The sequence below is a fragment of the Halomonas sp. ND22Bw genome (genome assembly GCF_003011945.1).
Classification (GTDB): domain Bacteria; phylum Pseudomonadota; class Gammaproteobacteria; order Pseudomonadales; family Halomonadaceae; genus Halomonas; species Halomonas halophila.
The window spans coordinates 1-342 of sequence record NZ_PXWD01000411.1; the positions used below are offsets into that span (position 1 = coordinate 1).

A 342-nucleotide genomic window follows, 5' to 3' on the forward strand; every position below is an offset into this window, starting at 1 on the left:
ACACGGCCCCGTTCAACGACAGGGCGGGCGTCAGATTCGCCGCCCCGGTCAGTTCCACGCCCCAGGCGTCGATGGTTCCGGCATTCAGGCGCTGGCGCAGCACCCCGCCCGCCGGCACGAACCCCGCAAGGGGGAAGGTCGCCGGCCCCGCGCCCAACGTAACGTTGACGATGGCGTCGTCGATCCGGTTCCAGAAGACGGTCGCGCCCCAGCGCACGCCGTCGCGGTCGAACGCCAGGCCCGTCTCGACCCCCTTCAGCGTTTCGGGCGTCAGGCCGGCGTTGGCCTCGGTGATGTCGTTGCCGACCCTGAACGGCCGGTGCAGTTCGTTCAGCGTCGCGG

Annotated in this window: 1 protein-coding gene; it reads right to left on the reverse strand. The window is 71.1% G+C overall.

What is annotated here, in order from left to right:
- Positions 1-342 (reverse strand): TonB-dependent receptor (locus tag CVH10_RS18675; RefSeq protein WP_146143064.1); only part of this gene is annotated, 342 nt, incomplete at both ends.